Annotated in this window: 16 protein-coding genes and 1 other annotated feature; of the genes, 14 read left to right on the forward strand and 2 right to left on the reverse strand. The window is 37.6% G+C overall.

Going from position 1 to position 17,985, the window contains the following annotated elements:
- Positions 1-4 precede the first annotated feature (4 nt).
- From K5Q14_RS04720 to K5Q14_RS04770, 11 genes are all read left to right on the forward strand, one after another.
- The gene (locus tag K5Q14_RS04720; RefSeq protein WP_220734669.1) at positions 5-910 is read left to right on the forward strand and encodes a homoserine O-acetyltransferase/O-succinyltransferase family protein; all 906 of its coding nucleotides are present in this window, start codon (positions 5-7) and stop codon (positions 908-910) included.
- The gene (locus K5Q14_RS04725) at positions 907-2,016 is read left to right on the forward strand and encodes a trans-sulfuration enzyme family protein (protein ID WP_220734670.1); all 1,110 of its coding nucleotides are present in this window, start codon (positions 907-909) and stop codon (positions 2,014-2,016) included. The genes K5Q14_RS04720 and K5Q14_RS04725 overlap by 4 nt, the downstream gene beginning before the upstream one ends.
- On the forward strand, positions 2,013-3,152 hold the full coding sequence (locus K5Q14_RS04730) for a trans-sulfuration enzyme family protein (protein ID WP_220734671.1): 1,140 nt from the start codon (positions 2,013-2,015) through the stop codon (positions 3,150-3,152). Before K5Q14_RS04725 ends, K5Q14_RS04730 begins: the two co-directional genes overlap by 4 nt.
- A gap of 50 nt (positions 3,153-3,202) precedes the next feature.
- Positions 3,203-4,327, forward strand: coding sequence for a vitamin B12 independent methionine synthase (locus tag K5Q14_RS04735; protein WP_220734672.1), 1,125 nt, complete (start codon positions 3,203-3,205; stop codon positions 4,325-4,327).
- A 104-nt stretch (positions 4,328-4,431) separates the two neighbouring features.
- Positions 4,432-4,908 carry an S-ribosylhomocysteine lyase gene (locus tag K5Q14_RS04740; RefSeq protein ID WP_220734673.1) on the forward strand — a complete coding sequence of 159 codons (477 nt, stop codon included), beginning with the start codon at positions 4,432-4,434 and terminating at the stop codon, positions 4,906-4,908.
- A gap of 48 nt (positions 4,909-4,956) precedes the next feature.
- Positions 4,957-5,227 (forward strand) — a binding site (T-box leader).
- A 231-nt stretch (positions 5,228-5,458) separates the two neighbouring features.
- Positions 5,459-6,586, forward strand: coding sequence for a 5-methyltetrahydropteroyltriglutamate--homocysteine S-methyltransferase (locus K5Q14_RS04745; RefSeq protein WP_220734674.1), 1,128 nt, complete (start codon positions 5,459-5,461; stop codon positions 6,584-6,586).
- Between the two features lie 193 nt (positions 6,587-6,779).
- On the forward strand, positions 6,780-8,069 hold the full coding sequence (locus K5Q14_RS04750; protein WP_220734675.1) for an O-acetylhomoserine aminocarboxypropyltransferase/cysteine synthase family protein: 1,290 nt from the start codon (positions 6,780-6,782) through the stop codon (positions 8,067-8,069).
- Positions 8,070-8,161: 92 nt separating this feature from the next.
- Entirely contained in the window at positions 8,162-9,760 is a 1,599-nt protein-coding gene (locus K5Q14_RS04755; protein WP_220734676.1) for a peptide ABC transporter substrate-binding protein, read from the forward strand.
- A gap of 34 nt (positions 9,761-9,794) precedes the next feature.
- Positions 9,795-10,514, forward strand: a complete 720-nt coding sequence (locus K5Q14_RS04760) for a gamma-glutamyl-gamma-aminobutyrate hydrolase family protein (protein WP_220734677.1) — start codon at positions 9,795-9,797, stop codon at positions 10,512-10,514.
- A gap of 136 nt (positions 10,515-10,650) precedes the next feature.
- Complete coding sequence (gene kimA, locus K5Q14_RS04765; RefSeq protein WP_220734678.1) at positions 10,651-12,495, forward strand: potassium transporter KimA; 1,845 nt, start codon at positions 10,651-10,653, stop codon at positions 12,493-12,495.
- 69 nt (positions 12,496-12,564) lie between these two features.
- Positions 12,565-12,729, forward strand: coding sequence for a hypothetical protein (locus tag K5Q14_RS04770; protein WP_220734679.1), 165 nt, complete (start codon positions 12,565-12,567; stop codon positions 12,727-12,729).
- Between the two features lie 149 nt (positions 12,730-12,878).
- Here K5Q14_RS04770 and K5Q14_RS04775 read toward each other — a convergent pair whose 3' ends face one another.
- On the reverse strand, positions 12,879-13,610 hold the full coding sequence (locus tag K5Q14_RS04775) for a type 1 glutamine amidotransferase (RefSeq protein WP_220734680.1): 732 nt from the start codon (positions 13,608-13,610) through the stop codon (positions 12,879-12,881).
- Positions 13,610-14,968, reverse strand: a complete 1,359-nt coding sequence (locus K5Q14_RS04780; protein WP_220734681.1) for a Mur ligase family protein — start codon at positions 14,966-14,968, stop codon at positions 13,610-13,612. The genes K5Q14_RS04775 and K5Q14_RS04780 overlap by 1 nt, the downstream gene beginning before the upstream one ends.
- 173 nt (positions 14,969-15,141) lie before the next feature.
- Here K5Q14_RS04780 and K5Q14_RS04785 point away from each other — a divergent pair, with 173 nt between their 5' ends.
- The 3 genes from K5Q14_RS04785 to prfA all read left to right on the forward strand — a co-directional run bounded on the left by K5Q14_RS04785 (position 15,142) and on the right by prfA (position 17,985).
- Positions 15,142-16,029, forward strand: coding sequence for a C40 family peptidase (locus K5Q14_RS04785; RefSeq protein WP_220734682.1), 888 nt, complete (start codon positions 15,142-15,144; stop codon positions 16,027-16,029).
- A gap of 190 nt (positions 16,030-16,219) precedes the next feature.
- Entirely contained in the window at positions 16,220-16,822 is a 603-nt protein-coding gene (locus tag K5Q14_RS04790; RefSeq protein ID WP_220734683.1) for a thymidine kinase, read from the forward strand.
- Between the two features lie 89 nt (positions 16,823-16,911).
- Positions 16,912-17,985 carry a peptide chain release factor 1 gene (prfA, locus tag K5Q14_RS04795; protein ID WP_220734684.1) on the forward strand — a complete coding sequence of 358 codons (1,074 nt, stop codon included), beginning with the start codon at positions 16,912-16,914 and terminating at the stop codon, positions 17,983-17,985.

Genomic DNA, 17,985 nt, shown 5'->3' on the forward strand with positions numbered 1-17,985 from the left:
AAAAATGAGTGTCATATTACAAAATGGTTTGTTGAAACGTGAGCGATTGACATTAGGTGATTTTAAATTATTGCAACCAACCTTAAATGTTTTGGTAGTTAATCTTATGCCCAATCGATTACAAACAGAGAAGCAATTTGTACAATTACTCACAAAATTATCAGTTAACGTACGCGTCACATTTGCCATTCCGGCGTCACACCATATTAAAAATAATGCTGACATCATTAAAGCAAATTACGACACTTTTGAAGATATTTGGCAAAAAAAATATGATGGTTTAATTGTGACCGGTGCACCAGTTGATCGTATGAAATTTGAAACAATTGACTATTGGCAAGAATTTAAACAATTATTGACATGGCGAAAAACACATGTAAGAGAAAATTTGTTTACTTGTTGGGCAGCTTATGGCGCTGGATATGCTGAACGTAACTTTCCTGTACGGCGTAGTATAAAAAAAGTGTATGGCGTTTACCATGTGGACAATATATTGAATCAACGTAGTCATTTGACTAAAGATTTAACACAAATTACCATGCCACATTCACGTTATTTTACTATTCCAAATGAAGGTCTTGCACGTCGATTAAAAGTTGCGGGCAATGATGTGGTTGGTGCATTTATTTTACGTGATGAGCGTGCAAGTTCAACGTATATCACAGGTCATTTAGAATATGATACAAAAACGTTAGAAGACGAGTATCAACGTGACATAAAAAAAGATGCTCGTACGCAGCAACCAGAAAATTATTATGTTAACGGGCAACCTTGTAATACGTGGCAAAAAAGTGCCGAAAAAATATTTTTTAATTGGGGACAGTTATTGATGGCTGGTACACAACGTTCAGAAATGATTGATTTGTTGCCAGTGCAAAAATACACCTATGGAGGAGAAAAAACGGTATGAGTGGAAAAATAGATACAATTTTAGCGCAAGGCGGTAATGGTACGGATGATAATAAAACTGGTGCAATTGTGACGCCGTTATATTTTTCAACAGCTTACCGTCATCCAGGATTAGGTGAATCGACAGGATTTGATTATGCACGCTTAAACACACCAACGCGGCATATTTTAGAAGAACAGTTAGCCGTTTTAGAGCATGGGGTACAAGCGTTTGCAACAAGTTCAGGTATGTCTGCCATTGATTTAGTCTTCTCTACAGTACTCAAAACAGGGGATCATTTTCTGACAAGTAATGATCTTTATGGTGGCACTTATCGTTATTTTGACGGGCTTGTGACACAAAGAGGCGTGAGTTACGATCCCTGTAGTGATTTAGATGATTTTTTAGCAAAAATACAACCAAAAACAAAACTTATTTGGTTAGAAACACCTTCAAACCCGATGATGAAAATATTTGATATTCAACAAATAAGTGCCACTGTAAAGGCAAAATATCCAAATATTTTAATTGCGGTTGACAATACTTTCCTAACACCAATATATCAACAGCCGTTAACACTGGGCGCAGATATCGTGGTGCACTCAGCGACTAAGTATCTTGGTGGACATAATGATATTTTGGCAGGCGCTGTGATTACAGAGGACGATGACTTCGCAGAACAATTAGAAACAGCCTTGGTTACTAGCGGTCAGGTACTCGATCCATTTAGTTCATGGCTACTGCTTCGTAGTCTCAAAACATTGCATTTACGTATGGCACGACACAATGAAAATGGTCATTATTTAGCAGAAAAACTGCGTGATGTTAGCGGCGTAGCGCATCTTAATTATGCAGGTGTTGGGGGCATGATTAGTTTTTATTTAGCCGATGACTATGATGTTGATACTTTCTTGAAGGGCTTAAAAATTGCATCGTTTGCTGAAAGCTTGGGCGGACCCGAAACACTGATCACAATTCCTGCAGTGCAAACTCACCATGATATGAGTCAAGAACAACGCACGGCTTTAGGTATTACAGACCAATTAATACGTGTCAGTGCTGGCTTGGAAGATAAAGATGACTTGTTGACTGATTTAACGCAGGCTATAGAGGGGGCAAAAGTATGAGTGATTGGACACATGTTATTCAAGCTACAACGACACATGACCCTATTTCAGGTGCAATAAATACACCAATTCAGTTGAGTTCGACATTTAATCAACCAGATTTTGATCATTTTGGGCATTTTGACTACGCACGTTCCGGTAATCCAACACGAGAATCTGGAGAAGCGGCTATTGCTCAATTAGAGCACGGTAAACATGGCTATTTATTTAGTACAGGAATGGCAGCAATTAGTAGTGTCTTGTTTACGTTATCTGCTGGTGATCACATTGTGGTCAGTAAACATGTGTACGGCGGTACTTTTCGCCTGTTAGCTGATATTTTGCCACGGTGGGGTATCACACATGACCTAGTCGATTTTAGTGATTTGGATGCTGTTGCTGCAGCGATTACACCAGCAACAAAAGCGCTTTACATTGAAACCCCCTCTAATCCGACGTTACATATCACAGATATTGCTGCAGTAGTTAGTTTAGCTAAAGCGCATCATCTTTTCACGATTGCAGACAACACATTTTTATCACCGTTTTTACAAAAGCCATTGGATCTTGGTGTAGACGTTGTTATCCATTCGGCAACAAAATTTTTAGCTGGGCATTCTGATATTTTGGCAGGTGCTGTTGTGGTTAACCGCTCGGATTTAGCTGATAAAATCTACTTTATACAAAATGCGGTTGGGGCGACCTTAGGCGTGTTGGATACCTGGTTATTATTAAGAGGTATTAAAACGTTAGGTGTCCGTATGACACATGCCAGTTTGTCTGCTCAAAAAATTGCTAATTACCTTGAAGCACATAACAAAGTAAAACGTGTTTTATATCCTGGATTGACCAGTCATGAAGGGTATGCTATTCAAATGAAGCAAGCTAAGTCAGGTGGCGCAGTACTAAGTTTTGATGTGGGTTCTGAGGCGCATGCAAGAACAGTTGTTGAAGTATTACAAATACCGGTGTTCTCTGTTAGTCTAGGTGCAGTAGAAACCATTATTAGTTATCCACCTAAAATGAGTCATGCGGAATTGAATGAACAAGCCTTAGCTAACGCAGGCATTACACCTGGATTACTCCGATTTTCAGTTGGTTTGGAAGATGCAGATGACTTAATTGCCGATTTAGAACAAGCACTTAAACAAATATAAAAAAGGGAAATACGCTGTTAATAACTCAGAAGCAGCGTGGGGATAAACGCATGACGACAGCTACAACTAAACTGCATTATCATTTTGATCAAGTTGGTTCTTATTTACGTCCTGATCGATTAAAAAAAGCTCGTGAGCAATTTGCTAATGGTGAGATTGATAAACAAGCGTTATTGATCATACAGCATGAGGAAATAAAAAAAGTGGTTGATGAACAAGTGAAAGTTGGTTTGTCAGCGGTGACTGATGGTGAATTTAATCGCTCATGGTGGCATTTAGACTTTTTAGGACAACTCGGTGGGTTTGAATTTTATGAACAAGAAAATTCATATAAATTTCATGGTGCCAGCACACGGACTACTAATGTGCGTTTGAATGGTAAAGTTCATGCAAATTTTGCGCATCCTTTTTTTGAAGATTTTACTTACCTGCAATCAATTGTGCCCAGTGGCGTTGAAGTCAAACAGACGATACCGTCACCGACTTTAGTCATCAATCGTGATCACCGATCTGATTTGTGGTCAAAATATTATGAGACTTGGATAGATTTTTTGGACGATGTCGCACAAGCGTATCATGATACTTTGCAACATTTTTACGATTTAGGCGCGCGTTATATTCAATTAGATGACACAACTTGGGCCTATTTAATTACACAATTGAATGTAAATCGTGATAATCTAAAAGAGCGAGAAAAGTATGAACAAATTGCTGAAGATAATGTTTACGTGATTAATAAAGCGTTGCTAGATTTACCAACGGATTTGAAATTATCGACACATATTTGTCGTGGTAATTTTAAATCAACTTATCTGTTTGAAGGTGGTTATGAACCGGTTGCCAAATATTTGGGACAATTAAATTATGACGGTTTTTTCTTAGAATATGATGACGCGCGTTCAGGTGACTTCAAGCCGTTAGTTGATATTTGGCATAACCGGCAAAACGTTGAAATTGTTCTTGGCTTATTAACTTCTAAGTCAGCTGATCTAGAAGATGAAAAAACGATTATAAATCGAATTATTGCGGCTCAAAAATATGTACCAGCAAGCAATCTTGCATTGTCTACACAATGTGGGTTTTCTTCAACAGAAGAAGGTAATATACTAACAATTTCTGATCAGTGGCAAAAGTTGGCATTTGTTAAAAAAATAGCCGATGAACAATTAAGTTAAGATTTTTTTCGTGTAAACTAATAAATTAGGAGAATGCGATGAACTAAACTGATATTAAAGAATAACAATAACAACACAAAAAGGTAACTTAGAGGAGAAAAATAATGGCAGAAACAGTTGTTGAAAGTTTTACATTGGATCACACAAAGGTTAAGGCACCCTATGTACGTGTCATTGAATCACAAAATGGCCCACAAGGTGGACGCATAACGAACTATGATTTGCGTTTGACACAACCGAATGAAACAGCGATTGAAACTGGTGGCTTGCATACGTTAGAACATTTATTTGCAGGGCTTGTTCGTGATGAAATTGATGGGATTATTGATATGTCGCCATTTGGTTGCCGAACAGGATTTCATGTTATTTCGTGGATAGATTATGATGCTGAAACACTGGCAAAAGTATTCAAAAAAGTACTTGAAAAAATTGTTAGTGATGAAATAACTGAAGTGCCAGCCGCTGAAATTGAGAGCTGTGGTAATTTTAAAGATCATAGTTTACATTCAGCAAAAGAGTGGGCTAAAATCATTTTGGCGCAAGGTATTTCCAGTGATGCGTTTGAACGTAAAGTTGTCTGAAATATTTATGAAAAATAATTGACAATTTGATTAGTTTATAATATGATATTTATAACTAAGAAGAGAAAAGTACTGATTTAGCATTAAACAGAGAGTTCATGCTTGGTGGAAATGAACAATGCGACATTAGGAAAATGGTCTCGGAGTTATCGTCATTGTGAGTGTGTTTTGATAACCATAAACAATTACCGGGTGAGCCCGTTATAGCGACATCAATTCTCAACGCAATTTAATTTGAATGGCAAGATGATTGATATTAAGTTGTACTGCGCAAGCAGTACATAAACCCCGGGTGGTAACACGAGATGTCGTCCCGCAGTCTTATATATAAGACTGCGGTTTTTTGTTGTATATGGCATGAGTGTGCATGACGTAACAGATAGGAGGTAGCCATGAAAATTAGATATTGTAAAATATATTATTTACATACAAATAAAGTTGTGACGGGTATCTATTTACGTGGTAGCGGTGCGCAGACAGGCGCTTAGGGATATGTAAGATGTTAGCAACATATCCGTACATGACACAATAACAATAAAGAGGAAAAATAATGACAACAAGCACATTACAAAAAATTGGTTTTCAACATGTTGGATCGTTTTTACGACCAACTGAACTCAAACAAGCACGTGAAAATTTTAAAACCGGTAACATAACCATAGATGAATTATCAGCAATTGAAGATGCTGCAATTACTGACTTAGTCAACAAGCAAGTTGAAGCGGGGTTAGATGTTGTAACAGATGGTGAATTTCGTCGGTCATATTGGCATTTAGATAATTTTTGGGGATTTGGCGGCGTCGAGCATTTCAATTATGGGGAAGGTTATGTCTTTGCTCATGAAGAAACGCGAGATGATTCAGCTCGTTTGTCAGGAAAGTTAAGCTTTAATGCCAAAACACATCCATTCATTAAACACTTTCAATATTTAAAATCGGTTGCTGATGCAGCTGGTGTCGCTGCTAAGATTACTATTCCGTCACCATCACAGTTCTATACTGAATTGGTTCGTGGCAACAATGCTGAAAAAATTGCAGAATTTTATGGCACAGAAGAAGCCTTGTATGCCGATATTCAACGTGTTTATCATGAAGAAATTATTGCCTTGTATGAAGCAGGCGCACGTACAGTGCAATTAGATGATTGTACTTGGGGAATGCTAGTAGATCCCAATTTTTGGGAAACAATGGCTGGTGCTGGATTCAACGTCAATGATTTGAAAAAAGTTTATTTGAATTTAAATAATGGTGCTATTGAAAATTTGCCAACAGATTTGACGATTAATACGCATGTGTGCCGAGGTAATTATCATTCAGACTGGGCTGCTACTGGTGGTTATGATGCTGTTGCTGACGAATTATTTGGTCAAGAAAATGTAGCAAACTACTTTTTGGAATATGATTCCGAACGCGCCGGTGGTTTTGAACCGTTAGCTAAAGTTTCTGGGGATAAGCGCGTGGTTTTGGGATTGATTACGACAAAAACTGGCGAGTTAGAAGATAAGCAAGTGATTATTGATCGCATTCATGAAGCAGAACAGTATTTACCATTAGATCGTCTTTGGTTGTCAACACAATGTGGTTTCGCGTCAACTGAAGAAGGTAATGTGTTAACAGAAGAACAACAATGGGCCAAATTAAAGTTAGTCAAAGAAATTTTAGATGAAGTTTGGGCTTGAAAATAAGGCGGGTAACCGCTGTACATAAATTGAAAAAGGAGTAATCGTCAATATGCAAAAAATAACACCGCAACGTTTTTTTGATATTACACGAGTGCTTAGCGTACTCTTAGGAACTGGACTGGTTTGGTGCCGAATGTGATATTGACTGATCATAAGTTACTAGCACATTACCCAAAAGAGAGGAACAATTATGACAAAATTTAATAAGCAATACGCCTTTGAAACACGCCAACTACACGCTGGTCAAGAAGTACCAGATCCGACAACAGGAGCACGTGTAACACCTATTTATCAAACAGCGTCATATGTTTTTAAAGACACAGAAGAAGCAGCAGGCCGTTTTGCTTTAACTAATGCTGGCAATATTTATGGGCGTTTGACTAATCCAACTAATGCGGTGTTTGAAACACGTGTAGCAGCACTAGAAGGTGGGGCTGCAGCAATTTCACTAGCATCTGGTGCAGCAGCAGTTGCAGCTGCTATTTTGAACGTAGCAAGTAGTGGTGATCACATTGTTGCAGCTTCAACATTGTATGGTGGTACTGCCGAATTATTTTCAGAAACACTTAAAAAATTAGGAATTGAGACTACTTTTGTTAATCCAGATGAGCCAAAAAATTTTGAAAATGCCATTCAAGATAATACAAAAGTCATTTTTTTTGAAAGTTTAGGTAATCCAAAAATTAATATTATTGATTTTGAAGCAGTGGCAGCAATCGCAAAGAAACATGGTATTATTTCAGTGGTGGATTCTACTTTTGCAACGCCATTTTTAACACGACCACTCGAATATGGCATTGACGTTGTTGTTCATTCAGCCACTAAGTTTATTGGTGGCCATGGTACAACTTTAGGTGGTGTAGTGATTGAAAAAGGTGATTTTGATTATGCTGCTTCTGGTCGTTATCCTGATTTCACGACGCCAACGCAATCTTATAATGGCTTAGTTTGGGCTGAACTTGGGCCAGGTGCGTTTGTCACAAAGATTCGGGCAGAATATTTACGTGATACTGGTGCAACATTAGCACCGCAATCTGCATTTTATCTCCTTCAAGGTTTAGAAACATTGTCATTACGAATAGAACGCCATGTTGAAAATGCGCGTAGAATCGTTGAATTTTTAAATAACAACGATAAAGTGGCTTGGGTAAATTATCCAGAATTGGCGGATTCACCTTATAAGTCATTAGCAACTAAATATTTTAAAAACGGTGTCGGATCAATCTTTACTTTTGGTTTGAAAAGTGGTGAAGCAGGTGCTAAAACATTTATTAATAATTTGGATATATTTTCATTACTGGCTAATGTTGGTGATGCCAAATCGTTGATTATTCATCCAAAATCGACGACACATGCGCAATTAAGTGATGCACAACTTGCTTCGGCAGGTATTACGCCAGATTTGATTCGTTTATCTGTTGGTATTGAAAATGTGGATGATTTAATTTTGGCACTTGAAGATGCTTTAAAGGCAGTCTAAATAAGTGATAATATCAGTAACTGTACTAACACTAACATCGAGTATGTGTTAATGTTAGTATAGTTGAATACATAATCAAGGGGAATTGAGAGATGAACAAAAAAATTATCATTGGCCTTGTGGCCGCTGGTGTGATTATTGGTGGCGCTGTCATAGCTACAAAATCACAACAGTCAACGAATGAAAAAGTTTTACGCATTGCGACACAGAATAATATATCGACACTCGATCCTAATTATGCCGATGAAATAGGCGCTAACTGGGCAGAAGTCCAAACACTAGAGGGACTTTACACAACAGGCAAAAATGGTGAAATTGTTGCTGGTGTTGCCCAAAAAGTTGTTAAACCAACAGAAAATAATACGGTATACACACTTCATTTGAAGGAAAATGCAAAATGGTCGGATGGTACGAAAGTGACAGCGCAAGATTTTGTTTCTTCAGTCCAACGTCAAGTCGATCCAAAAACAAAGTCAACGCGTGCTAATCATTTTAAAGATATCGCTGGCTATGATGCTGTTTATAATAAGCATGAAGCTGTTAATAAATTAGGTATTCAAGCTGTTAATCAATATACAGTTAGAATCCAGTTATCACACCCTGTGCCTTACTTTAATTTTATTTTAGCTAATCAGTTGTATCCTATCAACCGTGCTAAGGTGAAAGAATACGGGAAAAAATATGGACAAACCGCTGCGACAACAGTTTCTAATGGTGCGTACACGATTAAAAAGTGGAATCAATCATCAACAACGTGGGAATTTGCAAAAAATAAGTACTACAATGATAGTAAAGATGTACACTATGACACCATTAAGGCTACTCAAGTAACAGACACAACGTTAGCAGCAAAACAATTTCAAACTAAAAAAGTAGACGAAGCGGCTGTTTCGGGTAGTGTGTTGTCTGATTTGAAAAAGACCAATGCTGATGATATTAAAGAAACTGCGGCAGGGCGTGTTGCCTTTATTGTTTGGAATGCTCAGGACAAAACTGTTAGTAACTCAAATTTGAAAAAAGCTGTGAGTTTAGCAATCAACCGTCAAACATTAGCTGACGAAGCGTTGGGTGATGGCTCTAAGCCAGCAAAATCAATCATACCAAGCGGTGAAATTAAAATTGCTGGTAAAGACTTAAATGATGGTTTATCACTACCCTATAATAAAACACAAGCACAACAATACCTTAAAAAAGCGCAGTCAGAATTAGGTCAGAAAAAAATCACCATTACTCTTAATACAGCAGATACTGATTCTTACAAGGCTTTGGGTGTATTCTTGAAGCAAAGTATCGAATCTGCATTACCTGATGTCACAATTAATTTAAACCGATTACCTTTAAATGCTGAAATTTCTGCCTTTAATAATCATAATTTTCAGGCGGGTACACTGTCGTGGTCAACAGATTATGATGATCCAATCGACTTTTTAGACATTGCTTATTCAAAGGGTGCGATTAACTTTACAAATTGGAAAAATGACGATTACGATAAAGTCTATGAACAGATTAATCGTCAAAATACTGCGAATGATGCACGTTATAAATTAGAACGCGAAGCGGCCAAGATTAATAATGAAGAAAATGGTGTCACGCCATTGTATCAAACATCAAACGTGCATCTACAAAGTAAGAGTGTCAAAAATCTAAATTATCCATTAGTTGGTTATCAAAACTATAAATACGCTAAATAATATCTGAAAATTCAATCTAATTAAAGGAAACAAAATGATTAAAAAAATAGGGATTCCGTCTAATAATGTGTTGCATGCCAACCCACGTTTCGGTACGAATTATGTTGACTATGTTCAAAAAAATTATATTGATGGTTTAACAAATGCTGGTGCGTTACCCGTGATATTACCAATTGCAAAACCGGAATCGGCAAAAGAATATGTTGATATCATTGATGCGTTAGTTCTGGTTGGTGGACAGGATGTATCGCCAGAATATTTTGGGGAAGAGCCACACTTAAAATTAGCGGAAATAGATCGCGGGCGAGATGCGTTTGAAATAGCCTTAGTGGCGGAAGCAATTAAACAAGAAAAACCTATTTTTGGTATTTGTCGTGGATTACAAATTATCAATGTTGCCTTAGGTGGGACATTATATCAAGACTTGCCAAGTCAATATCATGCACTAACGGTAAAGCACGATCAATATCCAACTAAATGGTATATGCCTACACATCATTTAGTGTTAAAAAGCCATAGTTGGTTGAGCGGCCTTTTTAATGAAGAAACACTCGTTAATTCATTTCATCATCAAGCAGCTAAAGATCTAGCTGCTGGTCTAACCTTAGATGCGACGAGTACAGATGGCGTAATCGAAGCATTTTCTGATGAGAGTCGTCGAATTTATGCGGTACAATGGCATCCTGAAATGTTGCTGATGGATCATGTGCCAGAAGCGCAAGCGCTATTTAATACTTTTGTTGCTAAAATTTAAATGACATTTGATCATACAATCGTTTATCAGCCAAAAAATCCTTAAGTTGAATATAAATCCAACTTAGGGATTTTTTTATGTGTTAAAAAAGCGTACAATATGTTGAGTAATAAATAACTGTATCGAGAGAACTCATATGTTTCAAAATATTAAGCGTATTTTAATTGGGAAACCCTTAAAAACATTAGATGAGGGTGGACAATATTTATCCAAGACAAAGGCATTGGCATTATTGTCGTCAGATGCTTTGTCATCAGTTGCTTATGGAACTGAATCAATCACAACGGCCTTATTAGCTGCCGGTGCTGTCGCATTATGGTTACAACTGCCGATTGCTTTGCTGGTTTTAATATTGCTAGCAGCGATTGTTATGAGTTATCGTCAGATTATTCACGCCTATCCCTCTGGTGGTGGCGCCTATGCTGTTGCCAGTGAAAACTGGGGACCTAAAGCTGGTTTAATTGCTGGCGGGTCATTATTGGTTGATTATATGTTAACAGTGGCGGTTTCGGCCTCGGCTGCTGCTGATGCTGTTACTGCTGCTGTGCCAGCGATGTTACCTTTTGCAGTGCCACTAGCGATTATAGTTGTTATTTTACTTACTGGTATGAATCTGCGTGGATTACGTGAAAGCGCTAATTTTTTGATGTTTCCAGTTTATTTCTTTGTGGCTGTCATCGCAATCATGATTCTTTGGGGCCTTTTTCAGGCAGTAACGGGTCAATTACCATATCATGCAGCTGCAAAGGTTGGTACCAGTTTTTCTGGTTTGTCATTTGTTTTATTTATGCGTGCATTTTCAAGTGGTTCATCATCATTAACGGGTGTCGAGGCCATTTCAAATGCTGTACCCAATTTTAAAGTGCCCAAAGAACGTCATGCTGCTGCAACGTTAACAACTATGGCTATGATTTTGGCTACATTCTTTGGCGGTATTACATTTTTAAGTTATTGGTATGGTATTAGACCAGATGCGCATTCAACAGTATTATCACAAATCGCAGCTATGACATTTGGTGGTCATGGCATAGGCTTTTATGTTGTGCAATTAGCGACGGCTATGATTTTGGCTGTTGCTGCCAATACGGGTTTCTCAGCTTTTCCGATGCTTGCTTTGAATTTGGCGCGCGATAAATATTTGCCACATCTTTATATGGATAAAGGTGATCGACTAGGTTATTCTAATGGTATCTTATCACTTGCTTTTGGTGCAGTGGTATTGCTGTTAATTTTCCATGGCTCAACGGATGCTTTAATTCCGTTGTATGCTGTTGGTGTTTTCGTACCATTTACTTTATCACAATCAGGTATGATTATTCACTGGTGGCGTAAGCGACCAAAAAATTGGTTGATTAAAGCGATCATTAATTTTATTGGTGCTTTCATTTCAGCCGTGTTAGTCATTACATTGTTTGCAACACGTATTGAGCATGTATGGCCTTATTTATTAATTATGCCTATTGTGATGTACATGTTTTTGAAAATTAAGCATCATTATACGAGCATTGCGCGTCAATTGAGATTGGCATATGCTAAAAATGATCATGCGGTGCGTCACCATTATGACGGATCAACTGTCATTGTATTGGTATCAAATGTTACAAAAGTGACAACTGAAGCAGTTGATTATGCCTTGTCCATTGGTGACTATGTAGTAGCCATGCATGTAAGTTTTGATGTTAATCCTAAAAAAGAATTAGAAACATCCAATCAATTTAAAGTTGATTTTCCTGATGTTCGTTATGTCGATATCCATTCTTCCTATCGATCAATCATTAAACCGGCATTAAGTTTTGTCGATGCCGTAGTTAAACAGGCAGAAAAACGCAATCATTCAGTAACAGTTTTGGTGCCACAGTTTGTACCTAAACAACCTTGGCAAAATATTTTGCATAACCAAAATTCGTTACGTTTGCGAACGGCATTTGCCGCACGTAAAGATATATCTGTTTCAACGTATTACTACCATTTATCAGAATAAGAAAAACCAATCAATACGAAAGGGGATAGCGTTAAACGCTGTTAAACAGTAGACGCTATTGATAATCTTATGTCACAAGAGACAAAGTTAATATTATTTTTCATTTGGGTCGTGATTGCCATGCTAATTTCAACAATTGGTCTGGTTGTTATTATCCGTTGGTATTACCGTGAGGTGAATAAAGTAAAGCAAGCTAAACGTGATGAACAAATGAAACAACATGATAGTGAATAGTTGAAAAACACCAACAGTGAAGGGTACTAAGAACATTAGACAAAGATCTAATCAATTTGGCGTGTACGATTCCCTTACTGCTGGTGTTATTTTTTTAATATTAATTATTGTCGTTTTTTCAAGCGTACTTTAAATAGCATTTATTTCAACTAAAATGTTTCCGTTTCAATTTGATCTAATTTCTCAGTCCAATCAACTTCGGGGTACTTACGAGACAAGGCTGTTGCTAAAACGCGTTTAGCTAAATTACCATTACGAGTAAAAATTGGGCCATGAAAATATGAACCATAAACATTACGATAAATGACACCTTCTGTGTGGTCCATACCATTATTACCGTTTCCTGAAATAACTGTTCCTAAAGCGCGTTCATTTTCACCTAAGAAAGTCCGGCCCTGATGATTTTCAAAGCCGTGATAAGTTTCACCTGTATCGTTATTTTTAATGACGACATTACCAGTAAGTCGTTTACCATTTAACACAGTTAGCTTATCATCATACATGTTAGTCGTGTAATGATCCATAACACCGATACCATCAACCTTAGTGCCGTCAGCCATAACCATATAGTGACCTAGTAGTTGAAAACCGCCACAAACTGCGAGTAAAGGACCATCGTTTTCAATATAATGGCGTACTTGGTCAGCTTTAATTTTCAAATCTTTGGCAACAATTGTTTCTTCATAATCCTGGCCGCCACCAAACAAAGCAAAATCAAAGTTATCGCCATCAAAATTATCACCAAGTGATACCAGATGATAATTAACAGCAACATCAATTTGTTTAGCATAATATGTTAACGCAATGATATTGCCATAATCGCCATATGTATTCATTAAATTACCATAAAGGTGTGCGACGGAAATCTCGAAATTTGCCATTAAAAGCCTCCTTTGATATAGCCTGCTGCCCCAAGTTGTTCACGTAATTGCAACATAGCTGTATACGTTGCTGCGATGTAAACTTTCTCAGTTGGTAGTGCCTTAATTGCAGTAACAATTTGAGTGAGATCTTCATATACAGCTTGATCTGGAAAACCAGCCATTTTCAAACGGACGCGTAAGTCTTTATAACGTTCACCACCAGTTGCAACTGCTTTGATGTGGGTATCATGCAACTTTTCAAATTCTGCATCCCATATCCAACTCGTATCGATACCATCTGCATAATTTGCATTCAGCAATGCTAGTAATGAAAAATCATTTTCTTCAGTGACCATCATATCAATGACAGAATTTGTACCGACAGGATTTTTAATCAAGACAATTGTGACATCTTTACCATCAACATGAAGCGCTTCTTGACGACCAAATATTTGCGCATTAGATTCAAATGCTGTTTTGATTTTTTCGGAATCGACATTGAACTCACGGCCAACTGCAAAAGCAGTCAGTGCATTGTAGATATTGTACAAACCCCCAATTTCAATGCGCAGTGGCGTATTGTCAATGCTAAAGGTTGAATATTTAGGTGTTAGATCATTGATACTTGTGACTTGATAGTTTAATTTTGGACGTGCAAAGTTGTCTGATGTACTAAAATATTTACCTAAATTAGCGTAAGTTATAAAATCGTACTTTAAGACAGAATGATCTGTAGGAGATAAGATACCATCGGTATTGATTGGTGCAACAGCAGGCTTGTAATCTGCTGGTTGCACATGATTAAAACCAAAATATTTGCGTTCATTAGTAAAATCGCCACGTGTAAAGATTGGTGAATCACCGTTAGCTAACACAACAGCTTCTGGTGCATGCTTAATACCAGCAATAATTTTATCGTATGTCGTGTAAATCTCACCATAACGATCAAGTTGATCACGGAAAATGTTAGTTAGTACAAACATTTTTGGTTTCATAGCAGCAGTTATCTTTTCAACGTTTGCTTCGTCTACTTCAAGTACAGCAATGGGTTTTTGACCATTTGGTGAGGGTTTAACTTTTGCCGTAACAAGTGTGCCGGTTATACCTTGAACCATATTTGAACCAGAAGGATTAGTAATAACAGTATAGCCACCTGCCTGCAAAACACGTGTGATGAGTGCAGTTGTCAGTGTTTTACCATTTGTACCAGTTACGATGATTAAATCAAAATTCTGTTGAATTGTTGTTAAAATGTTGGGATCGATTGATACCGCGAGTTTGCCTGGCAAACTTGTGCCACCACGATGTAAAACGTCATGTAGAAGCCAATAAGAACTTTTTGCAGTGACGCGTGCTAGTGTGCTTTTGAGTGTCATAATTTCCCCACTTTCATGATTATAATTTTACCACGAGCAAGCGCGTGGTGGAAATATTTACTGAAAAGTTAAGGCATATCTAGTAATATTATGATTAATTGATTTAACATTCATGCAAGCTGAAAGTGTTAATATAGAAGAGAATATAGAAAGCAATTGTGTGGAGAAGACGTATGGGTACATTACCGAATAAAAAAAGAATTCAAATGACACGAGATAAAAAAAGAAAACACCAGCGCGTGTTGCTGACTGCAGCTATGCTTGTCAGTTTGACGGGTGTTTTAACGATAACTAAAGTAATCAATTTATCTCAATTTGTTGAACCGATTCAAGCGATGGCAATCAATGTCTTACCAACCCAAACGACCATAACTGGTCAAAAAGTAACTTTCAAAAGAACAGTGACTAAACGTTATCTATTAGATAATAAGACGCAAAAAAAATTAGTTGGTTTTCAAACGATTGGGGAAAAAACGTATTATTTTGAACCAAAAACAGGTGAAATGGTCCATGGCTTAAAGACAATTGCTGGCAATAGTTATTATTTTGATAAAAATGGTGTGAGTGATACACAATTAGCATACGAAAAAACAGTTGGATCAGTATCAAGGAATAATAAAATTGTTGAAAAAGCGATTGCAGGTGGTATGAAACTTGTTGGCCAAAGTCCTTATGTGTACGGTGGTGGTAGAACATCAAAATCTATTGCCAATAACGAGTTCGATTGTTCATCTTTTATAGCTTGGTTTTATCGTCAAGCAGGACAACCGTTGGTTGTCCAATCAGCTGCATCCACAACAATATTGAACCAAATTGGCACAACGATTGCGTGGTCTGATATGCAACGTGGGGATATATTGGTCACACCTGATACCTATACAGAAGATCGGCTTCACGCTGCTATTTATTTAGGCAATGGTTTCATATTACATGATTCTGCACCAACTCATGGCGTAGCAATCAGCCGATTAGATGATTTAGTAAATCCTAAAACGTCGCAAACATTGACGTGGTCGGGATTATTCAAACCGGGAACGGTTCGACAGGTTGTTGATAATTAATTTTTTTGTTTCATGTCAAATCATAGTTTTTTGTTGTGCCAAAAATTGCTATAATAGTAAGTGACTGTTTCAATTCAAACAGCTTAAACGATATGTACAACATTAATTTTTCATCTAATAAGTCAGGGGGATAAGTGTTTATAAACAATGATGTAGGTTCATGATACGACATCACTAACACGCTAAAAATATGGCACAATTATTTTTTGAATACGGCGCAATGAGCTCGGGTAAATCAATTGAAATTTTAAAAGTAGCGCACAATTACGAATCACAAGGTCGACAAGTACTATTGATGACACCCATTACTGATACACGTGCAGGTATTGGTGTTGTCGCAAGTCGGATAGGGTTGTCTCGAGAAGCTTTAGCCGTCAAACCGGCAGACGATTTATACGTCTTGATTAAAAGCATGACAGCTGATAATTTGGCAGTTATTTTGGTGGACGAGGCACAGTTTTTAACACCAGAACAGGTCGATCAATTAGCCTATACGGTAGATAACTTAAATATTCCAGTGATGGCATTTGGTTTAAAACAAGATGCTTTTAACAACTTATTTGCTGGGTCAAAACGGTTGATCGAGTTAGCAGATAAATTAGAAGAAATGAAAACTATTTGTTCATTTTGTGGCAAAAAAGCAACAACACAGTTGAGAATAGTCAATGGCAGACCGCAGCGTCAAGGCGCTCAAGTCTTTATTGGTGGTGATGAAGCTTACATTCCAACGTGTCGCCGTCATTGGTACAACCCTGACTTAGCCAAAATTGCGACAATGTTTCCAATTCAGTAATAAAGCATCATGAGTCAGTTAATTCGTACATAACATAAATACGTGAACGGTAATATTTAGAAAACAGTTCACATCTTGGAGAATAATAGATGGACCCAATATTTCAATCTTTACAAACAGTTGTTGATCGTTATGATGAACTTAATGAACAGTTGGCTGATCCGGATGTTGCTGGGGATGGCCAAAAATACATGGCGTTATTAAAAGAAGCCGGTGAAATGCGTGAGACAGTTGAAGTGTACAAGCATTATCAACAGGTCATGCAAGGTCTTTCTGATGCCGAAGACATGCTTGAAGACGCGGAAATGGCACCACTTGCCAAAGAAGATTTGAACACGTTGAAACCTGAAAAAGTTAAGTTGGAAGATCAGCTTAAAATTTTGATGCTACCAAAAGATCCAAATGATGATAAAAACATTATCATGGAAATACGTGGCGCAGCAGGTGGTGATGAGTCATCGCTGTTTGCCGCAGATTTACTTGATATGTATCGACGCTATGCAGAGAAGCAACGTTGGGCTGTGAGCATTATTGATGAAACAATTACTGAAGTTGGTGGCTATAAAGAAGTCGCTATTATGATTACTGGTGATAATGTTTATTCAAAGCTGAAATTTGAATCTGGTGCACATCGTGTACAGCGTGTACCGTCAACCGAAACGCAAGGTCGTGTACATACGTCAACCGCAACGGTGGGGGTAATGCCTGAATTTGAGGAAATTGATTTTGAACTCGCCGAATCTGATTTGGAAGAGGAGTTTTTCCGTTCTGGTGGTGCTGGTGGACAAAACGTCAATAAAGTGTCAACAGCTGTACGTTTAGTTCACAAACCAACCGGTATTATGGTTAAAATGCAAGAAGAACGTACGCAAATAAAAAACCGTGATAAAGCACGCAAACTACTTGCTAGTCGTGTATATGATTTTTATGCACAACAAAACGAAGCTGAGTATGCGGAGAAACGTAAATCTGCGGTTGGTACTGGTGATCGTTCTGAACGCATCCGTACCTATAATTATCCGCAAAATCGTGTTACTGATCATCGTATCGGCTTAACACTCAATAAACTTGATCGTATTATGAATGGTGAACTTGGCGAAATTGTGGATGCACTTGTTATTGCAGATCAAACAGCCAAACTGGCTGAATTAAACCAAGCTTAA

Origin of the sequence: Leuconostoc inhae, from assembly GCF_019656015.1 — a bacterium.
GTDB classification, from domain to species: Bacteria; Bacillota; Bacilli; order Lactobacillales; family Lactobacillaceae; genus Leuconostoc; species Leuconostoc inhae_A.

What these genes read in the sequence shown, in the direction of transcription:
- K5Q14_RS04720 (WP_220734669.1), top strand. Translation starts at nt 5, where the DNA reads ATGAGTGTCATATTACAAAATGGTTTGTTGAAACGTGAGCGATTGACA.
- K5Q14_RS04725 (WP_220734670.1), top strand. Translation starts at nt 907, where the DNA reads ATGAGTGGAAAAATAGATACAATTTTAGCGCAAGGCGGTAATGGTACG.
- K5Q14_RS04730 (WP_220734671.1), top strand. Translation starts at nt 2,013, where the DNA reads ATGAGTGATTGGACACATGTTATTCAAGCTACAACGACACATGACCCT.
- K5Q14_RS04735 (WP_220734672.1), top strand. Translation starts at nt 3,203, where the DNA reads ATGACGACAGCTACAACTAAACTGCATTATCATTTTGATCAAGTTGGT.
- K5Q14_RS04740 (WP_220734673.1), top strand. Translation starts at nt 4,432, where the DNA reads ATGGCAGAAACAGTTGTTGAAAGTTTTACATTGGATCACACAAAGGTT.
- K5Q14_RS04745 (WP_220734674.1), top strand. Translation starts at nt 5,459, where the DNA reads ATGACAACAAGCACATTACAAAAAATTGGTTTTCAACATGTTGGATCG.
- K5Q14_RS04750 (WP_220734675.1), top strand. Translation starts at nt 6,780, where the DNA reads ATGACAAAATTTAATAAGCAATACGCCTTTGAAACACGCCAACTACAC.
- K5Q14_RS04755 (WP_220734676.1), top strand. Translation starts at nt 8,162, where the DNA reads ATGAACAAAAAAATTATCATTGGCCTTGTGGCCGCTGGTGTGATTATT.
- K5Q14_RS04760 (WP_220734677.1), top strand. Translation starts at nt 9,795, where the DNA reads ATGATTAAAAAAATAGGGATTCCGTCTAATAATGTGTTGCATGCCAAC.
- kimA (WP_220734678.1), top strand. Translation starts at nt 10,651, where the DNA reads ATGTTTCAAAATATTAAGCGTATTTTAATTGGGAAACCCTTAAAAACA.
- K5Q14_RS04770 (WP_220734679.1), top strand. Translation starts at nt 12,565, where the DNA reads ATGTCACAAGAGACAAAGTTAATATTATTTTTCATTTGGGTCGTGATT.
- K5Q14_RS04775 (WP_220734680.1), bottom strand. Translation starts at nt 13,610, where the DNA reads ATGGCAAATTTCGAGATTTCCGTCGCACACCTTTATGGTAATTTAATG.
- K5Q14_RS04780 (WP_220734681.1), bottom strand. Translation starts at nt 14,968, where the DNA reads ATGACACTCAAAAGCACACTAGCACGCGTCACTGCAAAAAGTTCTTAT.
- K5Q14_RS04785 (WP_220734682.1), top strand. Translation starts at nt 15,142, where the DNA reads ATGGGTACATTACCGAATAAAAAAAGAATTCAAATGACACGAGATAAA.
- K5Q14_RS04790 (WP_220734683.1), top strand. Translation starts at nt 16,220, where the DNA reads ATGGCACAATTATTTTTTGAATACGGCGCAATGAGCTCGGGTAAATCA.
- prfA (WP_220734684.1), top strand. Translation starts at nt 16,912, where the DNA reads ATGGACCCAATATTTCAATCTTTACAAACAGTTGTTGATCGTTATGAT.